The sequence below is a fragment of the Flavobacterium sp. genome (assembly GCF_046153165.1).
GTDB lineage: Bacteria > Bacteroidota > Bacteroidia > Flavobacteriales > Flavobacteriaceae > Flavobacterium.
Genome location: NZ_JBJXEN010000088.1, coordinates 24,894 through 41,407 on the forward strand (window position 1 = coordinate 24,894; position 16,514 = coordinate 41,407).

15 protein-coding genes are annotated in these 16,514 nt (G+C 30.8%); 6 read left to right on the forward strand and 9 right to left on the reverse strand.

Annotated features, from left to right (window positions below):
- Positions 1-89 precede the first annotated feature (89 nt).
- The gene (locus ACKVOV_RS10290) at positions 90-995 is read right to left on the reverse strand and encodes a ribonuclease Z (protein ID WP_409206672.1); all 906 of its coding nucleotides are present in this window, start codon (positions 993-995) and stop codon (positions 90-92) included.
- The gene (locus ACKVOV_RS10295) at positions 995-2,167 is read right to left on the reverse strand and encodes a proline dehydrogenase family protein (RefSeq protein WP_409206673.1); all 1,173 of its coding nucleotides are present in this window, start codon (positions 2,165-2,167) and stop codon (positions 995-997) included. Before ACKVOV_RS10295 ends, ACKVOV_RS10290 begins: the two co-directional genes overlap by 1 nt.
- A gap of 96 nt (positions 2,168-2,263) precedes the next feature.
- Here ACKVOV_RS10295 and aroB point away from each other — a divergent pair, with 96 nt between their 5' ends.
- From aroB to ACKVOV_RS10315, 4 genes are all read left to right on the forward strand, one after another.
- Complete coding sequence (gene aroB, locus ACKVOV_RS10300; protein WP_409206674.1) at positions 2,264-3,331, forward strand: 3-dehydroquinate synthase; 1,068 nt, start codon at positions 2,264-2,266, stop codon at positions 3,329-3,331.
- 275 nt (positions 3,332-3,606) lie between these two features.
- A complete protein-coding gene (locus ACKVOV_RS10305) occupies positions 3,607-5,004 on the forward strand; it encodes an arginine decarboxylase (protein ID WP_409206675.1) in 1,398 nt (465 codons plus the stop codon).
- Between the two features lie 78 nt (positions 5,005-5,082).
- Positions 5,083-6,054 (forward strand): deoxyhypusine synthase family protein, encoded by a 972-nt coding sequence (locus ACKVOV_RS10310; protein WP_409206676.1) that lies wholly within the window; start codon positions 5,083-5,085, stop codon positions 6,052-6,054.
- A gap of 9 nt (positions 6,055-6,063) precedes the next feature.
- Complete coding sequence (locus ACKVOV_RS10315) at positions 6,064-6,477, forward strand: DNA primase (RefSeq protein ID WP_409206677.1); 414 nt, start codon at positions 6,064-6,066, stop codon at positions 6,475-6,477.
- An 82-nt stretch (positions 6,478-6,559) separates the two neighbouring features.
- On the opposite strand, the gene ACKVOV_RS10320 is transcribed toward ACKVOV_RS10315, so the two are convergent.
- The 6 genes from ACKVOV_RS10320 to pyrR all read right to left on the reverse strand — a co-directional run bounded on the left by ACKVOV_RS10320 (position 6,560) and on the right by pyrR (position 12,732).
- Entirely contained in the window at positions 6,560-6,889 is a 330-nt protein-coding gene (locus ACKVOV_RS10320; RefSeq protein WP_409206678.1) for a ribonuclease Z, read from the reverse strand.
- A gap of 507 nt (positions 6,890-7,396) precedes the next feature.
- Positions 7,397-9,367, reverse strand: coding sequence for a KUP/HAK/KT family potassium transporter (locus tag ACKVOV_RS10325; protein WP_409206679.1), 1,971 nt, complete (start codon positions 9,365-9,367; stop codon positions 7,397-7,399).
- 98 nt (positions 9,368-9,465) lie between these two features.
- The gene (locus ACKVOV_RS10330; RefSeq protein WP_409206680.1) at positions 9,466-10,143 is read right to left on the reverse strand and encodes a response regulator; all 678 of its coding nucleotides are present in this window, start codon (positions 10,141-10,143) and stop codon (positions 9,466-9,468) included.
- Positions 10,136-11,218 (reverse strand): ATP-binding protein, encoded by a 1,083-nt coding sequence (locus ACKVOV_RS10335; protein WP_409206681.1) that lies wholly within the window; start codon positions 11,216-11,218, stop codon positions 10,136-10,138. The genes ACKVOV_RS10330 and ACKVOV_RS10335 overlap by 8 nt, the downstream gene beginning before the upstream one ends.
- A 49-nt stretch (positions 11,219-11,267) precedes the next feature.
- Entirely contained in the window at positions 11,268-12,194 is a 927-nt protein-coding gene (locus ACKVOV_RS10340) for an aspartate carbamoyltransferase catalytic subunit (RefSeq protein ID WP_409206682.1), read from the reverse strand.
- A gap of 1 nt (position 12,195) precedes the next feature.
- Positions 12,196-12,732: a bifunctional pyr operon transcriptional regulator/uracil phosphoribosyltransferase PyrR gene (gene pyrR, locus ACKVOV_RS10345; protein WP_409206683.1), complete on the reverse strand. Its 537-nt coding sequence runs from the start codon at positions 12,730-12,732 to the stop codon at positions 12,196-12,198.
- Positions 12,733-12,939: 207 nt separating this feature from the next.
- Between pyrR and purB the strand changes: the two genes are divergently transcribed.
- Positions 12,940-14,283: an adenylosuccinate lyase gene (gene purB, locus ACKVOV_RS10350; RefSeq protein WP_409206684.1), complete on the forward strand. Its 1,344-nt coding sequence runs from the start codon at positions 12,940-12,942 to the stop codon at positions 14,281-14,283.
- A 79-nt stretch (positions 14,284-14,362) separates the two neighbouring features.
- Here purB and ACKVOV_RS10355 read toward each other — a convergent pair whose 3' ends face one another.
- A complete protein-coding gene (locus ACKVOV_RS10355; protein WP_409206685.1) occupies positions 14,363-15,949 on the reverse strand; it encodes a right-handed parallel beta-helix repeat-containing protein in 1,587 nt (528 codons plus the stop codon).
- Between the two features lie 127 nt (positions 15,950-16,076).
- Here ACKVOV_RS10355 and ACKVOV_RS10360 point away from each other — a divergent pair, with 127 nt between their 5' ends.
- The gene (locus tag ACKVOV_RS10360) at positions 16,077-16,505 is read left to right on the forward strand and encodes a PaaI family thioesterase (protein WP_409206686.1); all 429 of its coding nucleotides are present in this window, start codon (positions 16,077-16,079) and stop codon (positions 16,503-16,505) included.
- Positions 16,506-16,514: the final 9 nt, after the last annotated feature.

A 16,514-nucleotide genomic window follows, 5' to 3' on the forward strand; every position in this document is an offset into this window, starting at 1 on the left:
TGAATATTTTCTATACAAAGTCTCTTATGTTCGAGTCAAAGTTGAATATATTTTGTCTAGACTCACTTATATTTAAAAGCTACAATCTTTTACAATTCAAAAAACTTTCCATCATCGCCCAAAAAGGTATTCTCGAAAATTGTTTGGGCTTCTTCCTTGAATAAACTTATTGATTCGTATCTAGTTGAATAATGTCCTAAAATAAGTTGTTTACAATTGGCTTGTAATGCAATTCTAGCGGCTTGTTTTGCTGTAGAATGCATTGTTTTTTTAGCCAATTCTACTTCCGTTTCTAGAAAAGTAGTTTCGTGATACAAAACATCTACATTTTTAATTATCGGAATAATCGACTCATTGTATATTGTGTCTGAACAAAAAGCATAACTTTTGGGTTCTTCAGGATCGAAAGTTAATTCAGAATTAGGAATGATTCTTCCGTCTTCTAATGTAATGTCTTTTCCGTTTTTTATATTCTGAAAATAACAGGTTTCAATTTCGTAATTCTGAACGGCATTTACATTTAGTTTGCGTTCTTTTATCTTTTCTTGAAACAAAAATCCATTGGTATAAACCCTGTGTTTTAGTGGAATTGTTTTTACAATTACTTTTTCATCTTCAAAAATAATTTCCGATTCGGTACTTGTAAGTTCTACAAAATGCAATTCATATTGTGGCCAAGAATTAGATAATTTCAATTGTAATTTTATAACTTCCTGAATTCCTTTTGGTCCATAAACGGTTAAATCATTATTTCTATTCAACAAATTGAAAGTAGAAATCAGACCTATTAATCCATAAAAATGGTCACCATGCAAATGGGAAATAAAAATATGGTTTATAGCAGAAAACTTAATCTTATTTTTACGCAATTGCACTTGAGTTCCCTCTCCACAATCTATTAAAAACAATCTATTTCTTATTTCTAATACTTGCGAAGTTGGGTTTGTAAATGTTCTTGGCGTGGCTGCATAACAACCTAATATCGTAAGATTCATTAGTTTTTCCCCTTTCTGCGATTGCGCTCCGTTTTAATTAATAATAACTCACGACTGGTTTGTCCAGCTACTGAAGTATTTTCTTCGGCACGACGAATTAAGTAAGGCATAACGTCTTTTACGGGACCAAAAGGCAAATATTTTGCAACATTATAACCTTCGTTAGCTAAATTATAACTTATGTTATCGCTCATTCCGTACAATTGCCCAAACCAAAGCCTAGAATCATTTTTAGAAATGCCTTTTTCTTGCATTTTTTCCATCAAAGTGTAAGAACTCAATTCGTTGTGAGTTCCTGCAAAAATGGCCATTTTTTCAATATTATTAATCATATATGAAACGGCCAAATCAAAATTATCATCGGTTGCTTGTTTCGATTCGCAAATAGGAGATTTATAGCCTTTTTCATCGGCACGTTTGTTTTCTTTTTCCATATAAGCACCACGAACGAGTTTCATCCCAATATAAAATCCTTCCGTTTTTGCTTGTTCATGTAATTTTTTAAGATAATCTAATCTGTCCCAACGATACATTTGCAAAGTATTATAAACAATAGGTTTTTGTTTGTTATATTTTTGCATCATTCTGGCAACAAGTTCATCGGCAGCGTCTTGCATCCAACTTTCTTCACCATCTATAAGCAATGAAATATCGTTTTCAAAGGCTTTTTTACATACTTTTTCAAATCGCTCTTCTACCCTATTCCATTCGTCTTGTTCTGCTTCGGTTAGGGATTGTCCTTCTCCTAGTTTTTCGTATAATTCAAATCGTCCAAAACCTGTTGGCTTAAAAACCGCAAACGGAATGGCCTTTTTTTCTTTAGCAAAATCGATGATTTTCAGAGTCATATTCATTGCATCATCAAAATGTGCTTCATCTTCTTTTCCTTCTACCGAATAATCTAAAACCGAAGAAACTCCTTTGGTATACATTTTATCGACCACAGGAATACAATCATCTTCAGATATTCCGCCACAAAAATGGTCGAAAACCGTGGCACGAATTAATCCTTCAACAGGTAAATTAGCATTTAATGCGAAATTAGTTACTGCAGTTCCAATTCTAACTAATGGCTGAACGGCAATCATTTTGAACAAAAAATAAGCTCTATCTAGCTCGGTATCACTTTTTAGTGAAAATGCATTTTGGGTATTATCGAAAATTTTATCCATATAAATAATAATGTTATGCAAATATAATATAGTAGCGTATTTTTTTATGCAAATTTTACTTTATTTTGCACAACATATTAAATAATACAAGCCATCATGGTTTCAATAGTTTCAAACGGATATTCAATACATTTTAGTCAAGATGGTTATGATTTTTTAAATCGTAATATCAAGGAGAGTAATTACTCTAAAATTTTTATTTTAGTAGATGAGAATTCGAACGAATATTGTCTTCCACAATTATTACCATTAATTGAAACTAAATCCAAAATAGAAATTATCGAACTCGAATCGGGAGAAGAAAACAAAACCATCGAAACTTGTATTCAAATCTGGAATGTTCTCATCGAATTAGGAGCTGATAGGAAAAGTTTGATCATCAATCTTGGTGGTGGCGTAATTACAGATATGGGCGGATTTATTGCTTCAACTTTTAAACGAGGCATTCCTTTTGTAAATATTCCTACGACTTTACTATCGATGGTTGATGCTTCAGTTGGAGGAAAAAATGGAGTCGATTTAGGTGGATTAAAAAACCAAATAGGAACCATAACCAATCCCGAAATGGTGATTATAGATTCTAGTTTCTTAGAATCACTTCCACAAAATCAGATGCGTTCTGGTCTTGCCGAAATGCTAAAACACGGATTGATTGCTAAAAAAACGCATTGGGAAAAATTTAAAAATCTAAAAGAAATAAATTTTGATGATTTTGATGATTTAATTTTTGAGTCGATAACCATAAAAAGTGATATTGTAACCCAAGATCCTACCGAAAATGGGATTAGAAAAGCACTAAATTTTGGTCATACTTTAGGACATGCTATTGAAACTTATTTTTTAGAAAATCCTGACAAAACAAATTTGCTTCACGGTGAAGCTATAGTTGCGGGAATGATATTAGAAAGCTATATTTCTTTAAACCAAAAGTTAATTACCGAAAGTGAATACATCGAAATAAAATCGACTTTAAATAAAATTTTTGACAAGATAATTATCGATGAAAATGAACAAGAAAATATCATCAATTTACTCATTCACGATAAGAAAAATGAGTACGGAAAAGTACAATTTGCACTTTTAGATAGTATTGGAAAAATAAAAATAAATCAAGCTACTGATAACGAAACAATTATCGATGCTTTTTTAGATTATAAAAATTAATGAATTTTTAATAAAATATATATTATCACATTAATATTTTTTTAAATTTGTGCCATGAACAACGGCTGTAAAGACACCAACAATAATCAATCTCGAAAACCTAAAAATGGTTTTGTTAATTCTGTTTTAAGAAAACGGGAAAGTTTGTTGGCTTTATTTTCAATAAATTCATTTAGGCATAACGAATTAGAAATAGTTTTTGCAAATATTCGAGTTTGATTAAAAAGTATCTTATTTTTTTATACTTTTAATCCTTATAAATCTCTGATAAATAAATGAATACAAAATATTCTGACTTAATAAATCAAACATACTACTTCCCTCAAGAAGAATTTACTCTTGCAAAAGATACTCTAGAGTTTCATAAAATAGATTTAATGAAACTGGTTGAACAATATGGTACACCGCTTAAATTTACCTATTTACCTCAAATTTCCACTAACATAAAAAGAGCCAAAGGATGGTTCCGAAATGCAATGGAAAAAAATAATTACGAAGGTAAATATTTCTATTGCTATTGTACAAAAAGCTCTCATTTTGAATACATTATGAATGAAGCTTTTAAAAACAATATTCATATTGAAACCTCTTCAGCTTTTGACATAAATATTGTTGAAAACCTGATGGCTTCTGGAAAAATAAACAAAAGTACGTATGTAATTTGTAACGGTTTTAAACGTGACCAATACATAGAAAATATTGCCAGAATCATCAATAACGGACATAAAAATACCATTCCAATTATTGATAATTATGAAGAACTAGATTTATTACAAGCAGAAATAAAAGGAAAATTTAAAATTGGAATACGTATAGCAGCCGAAGAAGAACCTAAATTTGAATTTTATACTTCAAGATTAGGGATTGGTTACAAAAATATTGTACAGTTTTACAAAAAACAAATTCAAGACAATAAGAAATTGGAACTTAAAATGTTGCACTTTTTTATCAATACAGGAATAAATGACAATGCTTATTACTGGAATGAATTAGTAAAATGTATTAAGGTTTATATCGCGCTAAAAAAAGAATGTCCAACATTAGATGGACTGAATATTGGCGGTGGATTTCCTATCAAAAATTCATTAGCATTCGAATACGATTATCAATATATGATTGATGAAATCATTAATCAAATAAAAATTGCTTGCGAAGAAGCAGAGGTTGATGTACCTAATATTTTTACTGAATTTGGATCATTTACGGTAGGAGAAAGTGGTGGTGCTATTTATCAAATTTTGTATCAAAAACAACAAAATGATAGAGAAAAATGGAATATGATAGATTCTTCTTTCATAACTACGTTACCAGATACTTGGGCGATAAACAAACGTTTTATTATGTTAGCCATAAACCGTTGGAACGATCAATATGAGCGTGTTTTATTAGGAGGAATGACTTGCGACAGCGATGATTATTATAACTCAGAGCAAAACATGAATGCTATATATTTGCCAAAATATAATAAAGAAAAACCTTTATATATTGGTTTCTTTAATACTGGAGCTTACCAAGAGACAATAGGTGGTTATGGTGGACTACATCACTGTTTGATTCCGCAGCCTAAACATATTTTGATAGATAAAGATGAAAATGGTATCATTGCAACAGAAATTTTTTCTGAACAACAAAAAGCCGAAGACGTACTAAAAATATTAGGTTACAATAAATAATAAAACCCATTCGATTAAATAACATAACTGAATCTAAACCCGAGCGATAGCGAACGGATGAAATAAATAAACAAGAAAATGAAAGGACCAATAAGTCAGTTTATCGAAAAACACTACTTGCACTTTAATGCAGCCGCATTAGTAGATGCTGCAAAAGGCTATGAAGAACATTTACTAGACAATGGTAAAATGATGATTACACTTGCAGGAGCAATGAGTACCGCCGAACTAGGTAAATCATTAGCAGAAATGATTCGTCAAGACAAAGTACATATTATTTCTTGTACAGGAGCAAATCTTGAAGAAGACATTATGAATCTTGTAGCGCACAATTCTTACAAAAGAGTGCCTAATTATAGAGATTTAAGTCCACAAGAAGAAAGAGATTTACTAGACAATCACTTCAATAGAGTTACAGATACTTGTATTCCAGAAGAAGAAGCATTCCGCCGTTTACAAGCTCATTTATTTCATATTTGGAACAAAGCAGAACAAGCTGGTGAGAGATATTTTCCACATGAATTTATGTATCAAATGATAAATTCTGGGGTTTTAAAACAATATTACGAAATAGATCCTAAAGATTCTTGGATGGTTGCTGCAGCGGAAAAAAACCTACCAATCGTAGTGCCAGGTTGGGAAGATAGTACTATGGGAAATATTTTTTCATCTTATTGTATCAAAGGTGAATTTACGGCTACCACTATGAAAAGCGGTATCGAATATATGATGTGGTTGGCAAAATGGTATCCTGAAAACTGTGCTGGAAAAGGAATAGGTTTCTTTCAAGTTGGTGGTGGTATTGCAGGAGATTTTCCTATCTGTGTGGTGCCAATGTTGTACCAAGATATGGAAATGCATGATATTCCTTTCTGGAGTTATTTCTGTCAAGTTTCAGATTCGACTACCAGTTATGGTTCTTATTCTGGAGCGGTACCAAACGAAAAAATTACTTGGGGAAAATTAGATGTTGATACTCCAAAATTTATCGTAGAATCTGATGCTACAATTGTAGTTCCTCTTATATTTGCTTACATTTTAGATTTATAATATATATTTATGAAAAGAGTTATTGTTGATTATTCAAAACTTACAGGAGAAATTTTAAACTTATTAGTCGAAAAATTTCCCGACGGATATGATGATTCAAATATAGTCCGTTTTAAAAATGCAAAAAACGAAACTATTGAAGCGGTAGAAGTACGAACTGTTGATACTATTTTTCTAGTAAAAATAAGTACTAAGCTTTCAGACAGAATTATAAACTATGATGAAGATGATGAATTAGCAGATGATCTTGAAGGTTCTGAAGACACTTCTATTGATGCACTAAAAGAGCTTGAAATTGATGATGCTGACGACGACGACGACGATGATTCTGAAAAATTAGACACAAACGATGGAGACGACGACGATGATGATAGAGATGAACCAATAGATGATGATTCTGACGAAGACGATGATGAAGATTAAAAAAATAAAAGAGGAACTCAATTGAGTTCCTCTTTTATTTTTAATTTATTATTTGTTCCTATTTTTATTATATTGAGCAAATTTAAAAACCTAAATCTCTTTCTATTTCTTCCATTTCAATAATATCGTGAGCTTCAAGAACTGAAGGAACTACAATGATATTTTTTGTGTCAGAATTAAAATCAAATTCTGAAGCTACAATTACTAATGATTTTTTCCCTTTTTTATGGTTTTTATAAAAATCGGTAAATAACAAGATGTCTTTAGCTACTAATCTTTCATAAGATGATAAATCAATTATTAGATTATGCTTTCTAAAACTTGTCTCGTGATCTAATTTTAACAGAAATGAAGCCAAATCACCTTGAGTATCTTTAATAATAGTTGTATGCCCTTTTTCTTCTACTTTCATTTATTATTTAAATTAGTTAATCTGGATATAAAACAAGAAGGATTATAGAAGCAAAAATATCAAATTACCAGTTAACTTCCTACTAGACCTCATAATAGTTTTTAATGACTAACGTTTTACTTTTACTGGTTAACGTTAAATTCTAAAAAAACTGCAAAAATAATTCTAGTTTCCATTTTCATTAAATCAGGTTTCTAATCAATAGGCAATGTAATTGTAGTATAACCCGTTGGGAAAGTCATCTGTCCTATCTATTTTGCTATGTCATATACATTCCGTCAAATAGTGTTTTCTGATATTGAGTCTTTTAATCTCTCTGTTTGTGCATTACTATTATAAATAGTTAGCATTAATAATAATAGTAAAAAAAATAGTTCTCATTTATTTCATTTAAAAATTCATTATTGAGTGTGAGTACTAAATGGTTTTTTAATTCGATTTCAATTAATCTGTTTTTTAGCTTAAAATAGTTACAATAAAGCACAAATGATGAGTCTGTTTTCTTCGTTATCTTTTTTCTCTGTCTAATTTTATGTTAGTTATGGGTTGATAAACCAAAGGAATTTGTTCTACTTCAACATCGGATTTTTCTAGACCAAATGCTTTTTCATCACTTACTCCTAAATGTTTCAAAAAGAAGTAACCTCTTAATAAAAAACCTTCTCTTAATTCAAATTCGTTTTCTATTGATAAAAATTTCTCGATTACCACAAACTTAAAATCGGGTTCGCTATTGTATTTGCTTGATCCATCAGGTCGAATATGCAAATTTAGTTCTTTATTAGCGACTAACTCTTTAACGATATTTTTGAAATACAGTTCCGTTTTAGGTTGTATTCTAAAACCAACATTAATATTTACTTTTATTACTTTATCGTCAACCAATTCTGAAACATCATAAGATAATGTAAATGGGTCTTCAGTACGATTGAGATGTAAAAACCAATATACATCAGCACGTTTTGGTTTTTTTGCGAAAATAGATTTGATTACTTTTTCTTCTATTTCGTGTCTTCTATCTGCTTTGGTTAAATAAATTAAATGAGTTGCAAATTTTGGAATTGCATCGTCTTGGCTTAATTCTGTAAGCTGGTTACTGTATTTGCCTAATTCTACAAATTTTGTAAAACGATTATTAATTTTTCGAGCATAATACCAAATATACATCACCATAAAAATGAATAATTCGAAGAATAAAAACATCCAACGTTCTTTTATTTTTGCCACATTTGCAATAAAAAATGATATTTCAATTGCTCCAAAAATTGTTAAAAATAGGATAACATATATTTTTTTCCATTTTAATCTGTAATAAATAAAATAGCTTAATAATAATGATGTCATCATCATCGTGATAGTTATTGAAAAGCCATAAGCGGCCTCCATGTGAGCACTTTCTTTGAAGTAAACCATCATTAAAACACAACCAAACCAAAGTATTGTATTTATACTAGGTATATATATTTGCCCTTTGCTATCGCTAGGTTGTCTTACTGTAATTCGTGGCCAAAAATTAAGATTCATAGCTTCACTGATTAAAGTAAAGCTTCCACTTATTAAGGCTTGTGATGCAATAATTGTGGCACAAGTTGAAATAATAATGCTAGGTAGTAAAAACCAAGTTGGGATGATTTCGAAAAATGGATTTCTACCATTTAATAAAGTCTCTCCTTGATGCATAAGCCAAGCTGCTTGACCTAAATAAGCAACAACTAAACTAATTTTTACATAAATCCAAGTGATACGAATATTTTTAATTCCGCAATGTCCTAAATCCGAATACAATGCTTCTGCTCCAGTTGTGCAAAGGAAAACTGCACCTAGTAACCAAAATCCTTTAGGGTAATTAACTAATAAATCATAAGCATAATAAGGATTTAAAGCATTTATAATGTCGGTGTGTTGCAAAATTTCTTTTACTCCAAAAACCAATAGCATTGTAAACCAGATGGTCATAATAGGTCCAAAAGCTTTTCCTATTACCTGCGTTCCAAAACGTTGAAAGAAAAATAACAAAGAGATAATGGCTACGACAATTCCAACTGTTAAAAAGTTACCTGGAATAATAATATTCTCTAACCCTTTTACCATACTTAATCCTTCAATTGCAGATGAAACCGATATAGGAGGTGTTATAATTCCGTCCGCAAGTAATGTAGTAGCCCCAAGTATTGTTGGGATAACTAATTTTTTACCATAACGTCTAACCAATGCATAAAGGGAGAAAATACCTCCTTCTCCATGATTATCAGCCCTAAGTGTAAGCCAAATATATTTGATTGTAGTTTGAAAAACTAAAGTCCAAAAGACACAGGAAACACCTCCATAAACTAGCATTAAATTTATATCTCTTGCACCAATTATAGCCTTAAAAACGTAGAGCGGACTGGTTCCAATATCTCCATAAATAATCCCAAGTGCTACTAAAAGTGAGGCAATAGTAACTTTGTTTGCAACACCATTTTTTGTTGTATTCATCATTTAATTTAATTGAAATTTTAATGATACAAAGTACTATAAAATGGTATTTGTAGAATATAAAGATGTGGAGGCTAGATATAAAGATTTTATAAAGATTAACTAAAGCGATAGCCCACACCACTTTCTGTAATGATATGTTTAGGTTGATTCGGATTAACTTCAATTTTTTTGCGTAATGTGGCGACAAAAACTCGCAAATATTGTGTTTCTGTTTGATAACCAACACCCCAAATTTCTTTCAAAATATATTGATGGGTTAAAACTCTACCTTCATTTTTCATGAAAAGAGATAATAAATTAAACTCTGTTGAAGTAAGTTTAAGCACCTCATCATTTCTTTTTACAACTCTTGCTCCAAAATCTATTTGCAAATCATCACAAAATAAAATACTATTATCATTTTGCAGTTGATTTCTTCGAATTACGGAACGGATTCTCGCTAAAAGTTCGGCGGTTCTAAAAGGTTTTGTTAAGTAATCAGTTGCTCCATTATCGAGTGCTTTTACAATATCTTCTTCACTACTTTGAACTGATAATATTATAATAGCCTTGGTATACCAAGTTCGTAATTCCTTAAGGATTTCGTGTCCGCTTTTGTCGGGCAAACCAATATCAAGTAAAATTAATTCTGGTGGATGATTAACAGCCATAAGTATACCTTCTTTACCAGTTTCGGCGAGCCAGACTTTATAATCATTACTTTCCAACGTTATTTCAAGCAATTTTCGTATTGGTGCTTCATCATCAATCACTAATATTTCTGCTTTATTCATTTTTGAGATTGTTTAAATAAGACGTTTCGGTTGGAATTGTTATAGTAAAACAAGCGCCTGAATTTATATTATTTTCTAATTTTATAGTTCCATTATGTGCTTCGACAAAACCTTTCACAATAGATAAACCAAGTCCGCTTCCACCCGTTTTAGTATTTGGTAAACGATAAAACTTATCAAATACAAATTGTATTTGATTTTCGGGAAAACCTTTTCCATTATCTGAAACTGAAAGTACACAATTATTAAATTCATAACAAACACTAATATTTATAATCGTATTTTTTGGAGTATATAATATTGCATTGGTTACTAGATTTTGAACTATTTCTTCAATTAATCCTGCATCTAGTTTAAATAATGGTAGTTTTTCGTCTGGAATAAAGTTTATTATATGCTCATTTTTTATTGGATTAATTTTTTCAATTACAGTGTAAATAAGTTCATTAATATCACACCAATCTTGTTTTAATTTTAGCATTCCCGTTTCTAATCGACTCATATTTAAGAGATTTTCGACTTGACGATTGAGTCGAATACTTGCTTTATCAATTTCTTCGAGCAGTTCGGTTTGGTTATTTTCTGAAAGTTTACTTTTATTTTCTTTCAGTGTATCAATAGCTCCAATAATAGTAGCAATTGGTGTTCGCAATTCGTGAGAAAGCGAATTAAGTAAGGTATCGTAAAGTTTTATTGTTTTTTCCTTTTCTTCTTTATCACGGGCTTTGCTTTCGGCTTCTCGAATTTTAAATGTTAAAGCGGCGTTTACCAATGCAATTATCAGATACATTAGAAATAGTAAAATATCTTCTGTATTTGTAATGTGAAAAGTGAAAAGTGGTTGGATAAAAAAGAAATTTAAAATCAAACCGCTTAAAATAGCAGTTAACAATACTGGTAAAATATCAAACAACATGGCAACAAGTGAAACTATCATTAATAAGATTAATGCAGTTATTCGATAATCGATATATTTTGAAGAAAAAAAACAGGTAGTTGAAACAATAAATACCAATACAATACTAATAAAGCACTGAATTGGTATTGAATATTTTTTTGTTTTTAATTTTCTCAAAATAAAGCTATCTTCTGTTTGAGTAAAAGTATATTAATTAAAGGATATTTTATTTAATTTTTGAAGCTAAAAGATAAATTACAGCCATTCTTATTGCTACTCCATTTTCTACTTGGTTTAATATTACAGATTGTTTAGAATCAGCAACATCACTCGTGATTTCTACTCCACGATTTATAGGACCAGGATGCATGATTACAATTTCTTTATTTAGAGAATCTAACAAAGTTTTATCTAAACCATATTGCATAGCATATTCCCTTGTGGATGGAAAATAACTAATATCTAGTCGTTCATTTTGTACCCGTAACATATTGGCTACATCGCACCATTCTAAAGCTTTCCTTAAATTTGGCTCCACTTTTACACCTAATTCTTCAATATATTTTGGTATTAATGTTTTTGGCCCACAAACTTTTACTTCAGCGCCTAGTTTCTGTAAAGAATAAATATTAGAAAGTGCTACACGAGAATGCAAAATATCGCCCACAATAACTACTTTCTTGCCTGCAACATCAACTAGTTTTTCACGAATAGTATAAGCATCTAGTAAAGCTTGTGTTGGATGTTCGTGTGCACCATCTCCCGCATTTACAATACTTGCTTTAACATTTTTAGATAAAAATACGGCTGCTCCTGGTGATGCGTGTCGCATAACCACCATATCCACTTTCATCGAAAGAATATTGTTTACGGTGTCTATTAAGGTTTCCCCTTTAGTTACTGATGAACTTGAAGCTGCAAAATTTATCACATCTGCCGAAAGGCGTTTTTGAGCTAATTCGAATGATAGTTTTGTTCTTGTACTATTTTCGAAAAATATATTGGCAATGGTTATATCTCGTAAGGAAGGAACTTTTTTAATAGGTCTATTAATAACTTCTTTAAAATGATCTGCGGTTTCAAAAATGAGATTAATATCATCTTCATTAATATATTTGATTCCTAATAAATGATTTACACTTAATTCCTTCATCTTATTTTGTAATTAATTCAACCGAATCCTCTCCAGCAGTTTCTGACCAATTTACCACCACTTTTTCATTATTTATAGCATCTACTTGACGACCACGATAATCGGGTTGTATAGGCAAATGACGACTAAACCGTCTGTCTATTAATACCAATAATTCTACTTCGCTTGGTCTCCCGAAGGATTGTATGGCTGATAATGCCGCATTGATACTTCGTCCTGTATATAAAACATCGTCTATAAAAATTACTTTTTTGTTTTCGACAAGAAAATCTATTTGAGTTTTATTAGCTCCTAATGTTTCTCCACGACGAAAATCATCTCTAAAGAAAGTGATGTCTAAAAACCCTAAAGAAATATCTTTTACATGATATTCGCTTTCTAGAATTTGCTTTAATCTAGTTGCTAATTGTGTTCCTCGAGGTTGAATCCCTATTAAAATAGTATTGGAAAAATCGAGATGATTTTCTATCAACTGACAGGCCAAACGATGAAGTATGATGGAAACTTCTTTGTGATTGAGCAAAATTTTTTGACTCATAGTACTAGTTGTGTTTGGAATACAAAAATAAGTTTTTTTTTGAATAAAAGTACTATTGCACAAAAAAACCATCCTTCATGTCTAGACTTTTAAATTATAGTAAGTTTTATGACGTTCCACAAAATAAATCTGAATAAAAATTTAATATCTTAAATCTAATATCTTAAATCTGTTTATCTTTGCATTTTTTAAACAACAACACACAAAATGCAACTAACTGAACTGAATGCTGTTTCGCCTATAGACGGTCGTTACAGAAGCAAAACCAAATCACTTTCGACCTATTTTTCGGAAGAAGCATTAATAAAATATCGAGTTCTTGTAGAAATTGAATATTTTATATCACTTTGCCAAATTCCTTTACCTCAACTTAAGGATGTAAATCCAAATATATTTGACAGTTTAAGAAATATCTATAAAAATTTCTCTACCGAAGATGCACTTTGGATTAAAGAAACTGAAAAAACAACCAATCATGATGTAAAAGCAGTCGAATATTTTATAAAAGATGCTTTCGAGAAATTAGGATTGTCAGAATACAAAGAATTTATTCATTTCGGATTAACTTCTCAAGATATTAATAATACTGCAATTCCTCTTTCTACAAAAGAAGCATTTGAGAAGGTATATTTATCATCGCTAATTGGTTTAGTTTCTAAACTAAAAGATTTAAGTACTGAATGGAGAGACATTCCTATGTTAGCAAGAACACACGGACAACCAGCCTCCCCAACTCGTTTAGGAAAAGAAATTGGTGTTTTTGTAGAACGTTTAGAGGAACAAATGCGTTTATTATTTAACATTCCGTTTGCAGCAAAATTTGGTGGAGCCACAGGAAATTACAATGCGCATCATGTAGCTTATCCTCAAATAGACTGGAGAAAATTTGGAAATACTTTTGTTGAAGAAACTTTAGGTTTACATCACTCCTTCCCTACTACACAAATTGAACATTATGATCATTTTGCAGCATTTTTTGATGCTCTAAAAAGAATAAATACTATTATAATCGATTTAGATAGAGATATTTGGACCTATGTTTCGATGGAATATTTTAAACAAAAGATAAAAGCAGGTGAAATAGGTTCTTCAGCTATGCCACATAAAGTTAATCCTATTGATTTTGAAAATTCAGAAGGAAATTTAGGTATTGCTAATGCAATTTTCGAACATCTTTCTGCTAAATTACCTTTATCTAGACTACAACGAGATTTAACTGACAGTACAGTTTTAAGAAACATTGGTGTGCCTTTTGGCCATACTATAATTGCTTTTGAAGCCACTCTAAAAGGTTTAAATAAATTATTACTAAACGAAACTAAATTTGCCGAAGATTTAGAAAAAAACTGGGCAGTCGTTGCAGAAGCTATTCAAACTATTTTGCGTCGTGAGGGTTATCCTAATCCTTATGAAGCCTTAAAAGGATTAACTAGAACCAATACAACTATTGATAAAAAAGCTATTCATGGTTTTATAGCAACACTCGAAGTTTCTGAAGAAATTAAAAATGAATTAATACAAATTACTCCTAGTAATTTTTTAGGAGTTTAAATAAATTAGCTTTTTTAGTACTTTTTATAAAACAAAAATCCCAAGTTAAGACTTGGGATTTTTGTTTTATTACTATAAATTAATTATTTAAATGTTCATAAGCACCTAAATCTGGTGGTGTTGTTCTAGTAATTCCATCGGCATCTTGTGCAATAATATAAGTCGGATTACCAACACCTTTCGCAGCAGATGTTAATCCAATTCGTAAATTATTTTTACTCGTATTTTTAAACTTAGGATCAAAAGGTGTTGCATTACTACCCATTAAATTATTATTTGATGGTACAAATACACTTGTATATAAAGGGTTTCCGCTAAACTGATTGTTGGTGTCATTAAACTTAATCAAACAGTTTTTTATGTTATGATTAAAAGATATAGCATTATTACTACTTCTATTTAAACCAATTTCAATATTATTTGGCCCATAAACAATACAATTATTAAAATTTGCTTGTACTAAATTGGCGACATAGATAGTTGTTCCATCATTAAAAGTATTATCTAACAAAACCGTAGGAGATTGTCTTGAACTACCTTGCCAGTAATCTGCAAAAGTACAATGTGTAAAATCATAAGTTCCTCCAAGAGTACATGCTAAAGCATATTGTCCTGCATTGTTTATAACGATATTTTCTCCATTTATTTTAGCAGTTCTGGCTAAAATACCAACATTTGACGAATTGTATATTTGAGTGTTTTTTATCTGAACTGTTGTTGCATCATTGTCCTGAATAAATAATCCAACTGATGCATTTTTTATTGTCAAATGATTAAAAGAATTATTAGTACTTCCGCTAGCCAATAGAATTGTTCCCCATTGTCCAGGTGTTTCGGAAAAAGAAGGTTCTAGTCTATCTCCTTCAAAAATAACTTCATTGGGTAATAAATTTGGCAATGGTGATGGAGGAGCTGGTGGAGAAACTGTTCCATTTACTTGAATACTTCCTGCAACTATAATTCCTGATTGGTCATGAAAATGAACTCGAGCTCCAGGATCGATAATTAAATTTTTTCCTGTAGCTACAGCAGCGTAACCGTATATTACATAAGGTTTAGCATTGGTAAAATGCAATTCGGTATCATCTAAAACAAAACCGTATATTCTGTTTGCAGGATCACTCCCTATTTGCAAGCTTTCATATATAAATCCTCCATTTCCATCCGGTGTTCTATCAGGAAACAAAAAAACAGCATCTTGTATCAGTGTAACTAGGTTTACTTTCTGTTGCAAAGCACCAGCATCAAACAAAATTTCATCTGTATAAAGCATATCTGCGGGATTCGCATCGGCAATATCGGCAGTGGTTTCTATAAAAACAAATAAACTATCATGAGCTAAAAGCTGAACATTCGGAAATATTTTTCCATCACCAATAGCATCAGCATCTGACCCATCTAATCCTGTCATACCATCAACCATCAATCGATATTTTGATGCGCTTCCTTTGGCTAAAGCAATACTAGGAATCGTAATATCGTCACTACTCCTATTATAAACCTTTAACATATAAGTGCTTGAAGCAATGTTTGTAAAAACAGTATCTAAATAAACTGTAGTTTTAGAAAACTCTAATTTTCCTGAACTAGGAATAGTATCAAAATCCTTTCGGCATGAAGTGATAGAAATAAGTAAAGTAAGTATGAATAGAATTGAATAACGCATTTGTAATTTAATTTTTGATAAAAATAGTGAAAATGTACTAACGAACGAAAATGTTTTTTATTCTACACTATTCATAATAATGAATAATCTTATTTTTTTGTAAATTTGAAACACAAAAAACAAATATATGACTTTCGATAAAGATAAAGTACTTGAAATGTGTAATACCATGTGCAAAAACACATTGATGCAGACGCTGAAAATTGAATTTATAGATGCTGGAGAAGATTTCCTAGTTGCTACAATGCCTGTGAATCCTGATGTTCATCAGCCAATGGGGTTATTGCATGGTGGTGCTAGTGTTGCTCTTGCAGAAAGTGTAGGTAGTGCCGCATCGATGTTATTTGTAAATCCTGAATTAAGTGAAATACGTGGCATCGAAATTTCGGCAAACCATCTTAAAGCAAAAAGAGAAGGAATTGTTACAGGAACAGCAAGAATTGTACACAAAGGAAGAAGTATTCATCTTTGGGAAATAAAAATTACCGACGAAAATGATAAATTAATTTCACTTTGCAAATTGACAAACATGGTTTTGCCAAAGAGAAAAATTTAAAACCATAAT